The organism is Synergistota bacterium, assembly GCA_021159885.1.
In the GTDB taxonomy this organism is placed as follows: Bacteria; Synergistota; GBS-1; order GBS-1; family GBS-1; genus AUK310.
The window spans coordinates 65,382-71,381 of sequence record JAGHDO010000091.1; the positions used below are offsets into that span (position 1 = coordinate 65,382).

Genomic DNA, 6,000 nt, shown 5'->3' on the forward strand with positions numbered 1-6,000 from the left:
ATTTGCGTATATATAGATGGGAGGTGATTTTTTTATGAGGAGAAAGATAGCGATTCCAATAGCGGTAGCTTTGCTGGTTGCTGGTTTTGGAGGAACGGCTTTAGCCTATTTCCCAGCGTGGGGAGATCCACAACAACTGGCATATCCACCCTATTGCTGGTTTGGGGGGCAGTCTATCCCTTGGTATTATGGGAAGGTTGGACTCTACCCTGGGGGATGGGTTGCTCTAATGCCTCCAAGGCGCCTACCTTTTGTTGATAGGCTTAAAGCTGCAGTAAAAGCTCTCTCGGAGGCAACCGGGATTCCAGTAGAGAAGCTCAAGGAAGCATGGAAGAAGTATCCAATGCCACCAAGGATGTTTGTGAGGGCCGTTGCTTTATCTAAGCTTCTTAACAGGGATGTAAAAGAAGTACTCAAAGAGTTTCGTAAGAACCCACCTCTTTATTTGTGGGAAAGCGGGATAGATCCATCCCAGCTTATAAAGAAAGAATGGGAACTCCTGGCTAAAATAAATCCTGTTCTTAGAAAAAGAAGGTTTAGGAGGTTTCCTTTAAGAGGTTGGGGAAGGAGGATGATGTGGTGAGGGGGAACCTCCTCCCCCTCACTTTTTAGGTATTATGCAGAGTATCGTCATGGGCTCATCGAACGGATTTTCGAACGAGTGCATTTCGTTCGGAGGTACATACACGAAGTTCCCGGCTTCTATGCTATATGTGGCGTTTTCTCCACGAACTACGCCCTTTCCACTTAGAACGAACACTTCATGCTCCCAGTCATGTTTATGGTATGGAGTATTTCCCTTGGGCTCGATCGTAAAATGGCGCATTATAAAATGAGGGGCATTTTCTTTTTCCCCTATTAAGATTCTTATCCAAACGTTTTTCGCTCCCTCTTCCTTAACGTCGCTTGCTTCAACGTCTTTCCACTTCCTGACGATCATGAACTTCCCCTCCTTTTTAGGATTTTTATCTTAAACAATGATATAATATGATAAAGCTTTTGAAAAGGAGGTGAGAAGAACATGAGAGCGAGGAAAACGCTGCTACTAATTTCAGTTCTCCTGTTTTCGGCGTTGCTTATGACTATAGCGGGTGATGCTTATGCTTTTCCCGCCGTGCGGGTTTATCCTACGTCCCTTAATTTCGGAAGCGTTAGGGAAGGAGGGAGCTCTTCAAGAGTTTTTTATGTCGCTAATACCGGGACAACAGCTTTAAGAGTGACGCTAAATGCGGGGTCGCCGATGATCAGGTTATCGCGGTTCCGCTTTATCGTTGGTCCTGGGAGCAGGGTACCTGTTAGGGCAACTTTCTTGGCAAGGTTCTCAGGTGTGAGGTACAGAAGTGGTAGAGTTGTGGTGAACACGAACGCCGGACGGCGCTATGTTTATTGGAGAGCAAGGGTAATCCCTTCCTATAGACCCTCACCACCAAGACCTTCGGGAAGGAGGGGCGTTTCAAGAACGCTCATAGACTTTGGGGTGGTGGTTTATGGCAGGGATACAAAATATATAACCCTTTATAATCCACTTCCCTTCCCGATAACCGTTAGAATTAAGCCTGGAGCTCCTTGGATAAGGGTACGCTATGCTTCTGTAAGGATACCGGCTTTCGGTTCTCGTAGGCTTCCAATATCCGTATATGTGGATTACTTTCCAGGAAGTTTTGCTGAGGGATATGTCAGCTTTTACTTTCCTTGGGGAGTTATAAATGTCAGAGTTACCGCGAGACTTGGAGGAGGATATTCGCCACCGTATACTGCAAGGGTCAGGGTTTATCCTACCTATCTGGATTTTGGTACAGTTTGGTATGGCATGACAAGGGTAAGAACATTTGTGGTTAGAAACTATTCTTCCTCGCCTATAAGAGTGAGACTTAGCGAAAACGTACCCTGGCTGAGGGTCTATCCGATGATAACTTACATTCCTGCTTATAGCTCGAGAACTTTTAGGGTTAGAGTCTATGGTACAAATCTTCCACCTGGTTGGAGAAGCGCTTATATAAGGGTCTACACGCCGGCTGGAAGCTACAGTGTTAGGATAGTTGCGAGGGGAGGAATATAAGGCTTTGGAGCTAACTTTTACATTTAAGAGAGTTTTACCTGAAATTAAGAAGCTGGAGAAGCTTAGCGATGCCGAGCTCGCCAGGCTTGCTGTTTCTGATGATATTGCTTTTGAATACTTAGTGTATAGGTATCAGGGATTTATAAGATCTATGGTATTCTCCCTTACTTCATCCCGAGACGAGGGAGAGGACCTCTTTCAGGAAAGTTTGTGGAAGCTTTATAACTCTCTTGGAACCTACAAATCTGAATATGATTTCAAGCCTTGGTTGAGGAAGGTTATTTTGACAACTTTTCTTAGCATGAAAAGAAAGGAGAGGAAAATGATTAGCATAGATGAGCTTTCGGATAAAGGAATAGATCTTAAATCCGAGGATACCTCTCATGGTAGGTTGGAGCTGGAGAGCGCATTGGAAGAGGCGCTCTCCAGTCTTTCCAAAGAGACGAGAGTGATAGTTTACTTGAGATTTAAAGAGGGCTTAACCCATGAGGAGATCGCACGAGAGCTTGGAATGAAAGTTGAAACGGTTAGAAAACGCTTTAGCAGGGCTCTTTCTGTTTTAAGGAAGGTGATGAAGCTCTGAAGAGAGAGGAAGCGGAGAAGTTGATTAGTCTCCTTAAGGAAGGAAGTCTTTCTGAGGAAGAGGCAGAGGTTGCTTTGAAGCGCCTCAAGGAAGCATTTCCAGAGCTTTGGGAGGAGTATATACTATGGAGGGTTTTTGCCGAGAAGGAAAAGAAAGCAGAAAAGCTGGATTGGAAAAGGTCCTTAGGGGAAAGAAAGGAAAGAAGGGTGCGGGTATTCGTAGCTTTGTTATCTTTACTATTGTTCTTTGTTTTTTTGCTTTTTTATGTGTTTCCTCCGCGTATGGAGTATTACCCCCTAAGGGGTTACCCATTCATCCCCCGTTCCCTTTTCCCCGCTTTCTTGCTCGCCCTCGCCATATCTTTCTTTCTTTGGGAAAAATAGCCATTTTGCTGAACGTTATAAGTGCTTTTGTTCCTTTGATTTACCCAAGATTGGTTTCAAGGCTAAAATTCTCGCTGAAGGAAAAAGCCCCCCTTGCTGTTATCGCTGGAACTTTGATATTTTTGATTTTCTTTATGGTTCCGCCGGTTTATAGGTTCTTTACTTTAGGGGTTTTTCTTTTGCCGTCTGCAATAGGTTTAGCTGGCTTCTATTCCTGCGTGGGGGAGAAGTTTATGAAGGCTTTTAAAATGAAAGGTTTTAGCGAGTTTTTTTTCGTTATATTAGGTATGCTCCCATTCCTGGTATTTTTTCTTGTCCTGGGTCGCTTTTACTTGCGGATTCTGTTTAACTTTTTGATGATCTATGGATTGGGTACACTGATCTCAATTATGATATAATCTTCCTCTGAGGGGGTTGATAAACGTGCTTAAGATAAAGGATCTCTGGGTTGAGGTTGGTGGTAGAGTTTTATTGAGGGGTATAAATCTGGATATAGGCGATGGGGAAGTTCATATTTTGTTTGGACCTAATGGTAGCGGTAAGACTACTCTCCTGCTGACCATAATGGGTTTTCCTCAATGTAGGATTATAAAGGGGGAGATAGTTTTCAACGGTAAGCTTATAAACGACCTACCTATGTGGGAGAGAGCAAGGCTTGGCATGGGTATCGCATTTCAGTCTCCTCCTGCCGTTAAGGGTGTGAAGTTAAAGGAGCTTGTTAAGCTTTTATCCGCCGGGGATGGTTTTTCTGAGGAGCTTTTTTCCTTTTTAAAACTTGAAGATCACGCCTCGCGAGAGATAAATCGGGGTTTTTCGGGAGGCGAGAGAAAGAGATCAGAGCTCTTGCAGCTTTTTGCGCAGAATCCAAGGTTTATTATGTTTGATGAGCCGGAATCAGGCGTTGACCTTGAGAGCATAGCTCTCGTGGGAGAAGCTATAAATAGGCTTCTTGAGAGAGGCCCTTATGTTAAAAAGACTCCAAAGGGTTATTCTAAAAGCGCTCTTATAGTTTCCCATACAGGCTACCTCTTGGACTATGTTAGCGTAGATGCGGCTCATGTTCTTCTCGACGGGAGACTGATATGTAATAAAAATCCGAGGGATATTCTTCTGACCATCAAAAAGCAGGGGTATAAGGGGTGTGAGGTATGCAAGGAAATGTCATGAATGATGAAGAGCTAAAGCGTTTAGGTTTTGATCTTAAGGCGGAGGATAAGGCGGGAAGCTTTGCTTTAAGCGATGATCTTACCTTAGTTTCCTTTGCTAAGGAGAGTGGGCTTGAAGTCATGCCGATATCTGATGCGCTGAAGCTGATTCCGGAGGTTGAGGAGAAGTACTGGTGGAAGCTATTTTCCCCGGATGAGGATGAGATAACGAGAAAGGTTTACAATTCCACATTGCGAGGGCTATTTGCAAGGGTTAAGAAGGGGGAAAGAATAGTGCTCCCCATGCAAGCATGCTACCTTTTAAGAAGTGAGGCGTTTTCTCAAGTTGTTCATAACGTTATAGTAGCTGAGGAGGGTGCTGAGGTACATCTCATAACTGGATGTTTAACATCCTCGCATGTTTCATCAGGCTATCATTATGCGGTTACCGAAATATTTGTGGAGAGGGGAGCTTTTCTTACCTACAGTATGTTTCACTCTTGGGCACCGGATGTAGAGGTTTACCCCAAAAGTGCTGCCCTTGTAGAGGAAGGGGGAGGTTTTGTTTCTAACTATGTTTGTTTAAAGGAGGTAAAGTATCTTAAAAGCTATCCCAAGATGATAGTCAAGGATAACGGCGTTGCAAGAAGCTATTCTGTGGTATATGCGCCATCTAATTCGTTTGTGGACATAGGCTCAAAGCTCATTCTTGAAGGGGAAGACTCGAAGGGAGAGTCCATATCTCGTTCTGTAAGTAGCGGAGGTAAGATTATAGCACGGGCCAGCGTTGAGGGTAAGGGTTCAAATTGCAGAGGACATGTTGAATGTCACGGAGTTATCTTAAAGGAGAGTGGGATTATAAGCGCAGTGCCAGAACTCACAGCTTTTAGAGATGATGTGGATCTTTCCCATGAGGCTGCTGTAGGTAGGCTTAGCGAGGAGGAACTTCTTTACCTCCAGGCAAGAGGATTAAGCGAGGATGAAGCGAAGTCTCTTATAGTTAGAGGATTTATGAAAGTGGAAATTGAGGGATTGCCGGAGGAGTTAAGAAGGGAAATGAACCGTATTATAGATCTGACCTTTGAAGGGGGAAAAGAGCTTTGATTTTCCTCGCTGGCTGTGCGGGCTTTATAGGTAGCAGTGTGGCGGAGCGTCTCCTTAATATGGGTTTTGAGGTATATGGCGTGGATGACCTTAACGAGACTTATGATGTGAGAATAAAAAAGTGGCGTCTTTCTAAGCTCCTTGATAGAAAGGGCTTTAAATTTAAAAAGCTTGATATATCCCAGTGGGATGATTTGCTCCCTCTATTTGAATCTGCTCGATTCTCAGCGGTTTTAAATTTAGCGGCAAGAGCTGGTGTAAGAAGAAGTGTTAGGGATCCTTGGTCCTATTTGAGAGCAAACGAGATTGGTACGTTAAATCTGCTTGAGCTTTCCCGGAGGTTTGGGATCGAGAAGCTCGTTCTCGCTTCCACCTCGAGCGTTTATGGATTAAGTGATGTACCTTTTTCCGAAGATGCTAAAGCTGATAGGCCCCTCTCTCCTTATGCTGCTTCGAAAAGAGCATCTGAATGTTGGGCGTATGCTTATCATTACCTCTATGGCTTAGATATAACCATATTCAGATACTTTACGGTCTATGGTCCTGCGGGCAGACCCGATATGAGTATTTTTAAGTTTATGAAACTCATATATGAGGGGAAGGAGATAACCATTTACGGAGATGGGAGTCAGGAGAGGGACTTCACGTACATAGATGATATCGTGGAGGGAACCGTTAGAGCTTTGAATCTCAAGGGGTTCCAAATCATAAACCTCGGAAGTGATA

General features: G+C 44.1%; 8 protein-coding genes. 7 read left to right on the plus strand and 1 reads right to left on the minus strand.

Translation table 11 applies throughout. The features are described from left to right. Positions 1 to 34: 34 nt before the first annotated feature. Positions 35 to 583, plus strand: a complete 549-nt coding sequence (locus tag J7M13_09475; GenBank protein MCD6364208.1) for a hypothetical protein — start codon at positions 35 to 37, stop codon at positions 581 to 583. An 18-nt stretch (positions 584 to 601) separates the two neighbouring features. On the opposite strand, the gene J7M13_09480 is transcribed toward J7M13_09475, so the two are convergent. Further along, positions 602 to 940 carry a cupin domain-containing protein gene (locus J7M13_09480; GenBank protein MCD6364209.1) on the minus strand — a complete coding sequence of 113 codons (339 nt, stop codon included), beginning with the start codon at positions 938 to 940 and terminating at the stop codon, positions 602 to 604. Between the two features lie 81 nt (positions 941 to 1,021). On the opposite strand from J7M13_09480, the gene J7M13_09485 reads away from it, so the two are divergent. The 6 genes from J7M13_09485 to J7M13_09510 all read left to right on the plus strand — a co-directional run. Then, a complete protein-coding gene (locus J7M13_09485; GenBank protein ID MCD6364210.1) occupies positions 1,022 to 2,059 on the plus strand; it encodes a hypothetical protein in 1,038 nt (345 codons plus the stop codon). Positions 2,060 to 2,063: 4 nt separating this feature from the next. Next, positions 2,064 to 2,642, plus strand: a complete 579-nt coding sequence (locus tag J7M13_09490) for a sigma-70 family RNA polymerase sigma factor (GenBank protein ID MCD6364211.1) — start codon at positions 2,064 to 2,066, stop codon at positions 2,640 to 2,642. A gap of 388 nt (positions 2,643 to 3,030) precedes the next feature. Then, a complete protein-coding gene (locus tag J7M13_09495; GenBank protein MCD6364212.1) occupies positions 3,031 to 3,423 on the plus strand; it encodes a hypothetical protein in 393 nt (130 codons plus the stop codon). Between the two features lie 16 nt (positions 3,424 to 3,439). Then, the gene (locus tag J7M13_09500) at positions 3,440 to 4,192 is read left to right on the plus strand and encodes an ABC transporter ATP-binding protein (protein ID MCD6364213.1); all 753 of its coding nucleotides are present in this window, start codon (positions 3,440 to 3,442) and stop codon (positions 4,190 to 4,192) included. After that, a complete protein-coding gene (locus J7M13_09505) occupies positions 4,174 to 5,274 on the plus strand; it encodes a SufD family Fe-S cluster assembly protein (protein ID MCD6364214.1) in 1,101 nt (366 codons plus the stop codon). Before J7M13_09500 ends, J7M13_09505 begins: the two co-directional genes overlap by 19 nt. Continuing rightward, on the plus strand, positions 5,271 to 6,000 hold a 730-nt coding region (locus J7M13_09510; protein MCD6364215.1), incomplete at its 3' end, for an NAD-dependent epimerase/dehydratase family protein. The genes J7M13_09505 and J7M13_09510, both read left to right, overlap by 4 nt.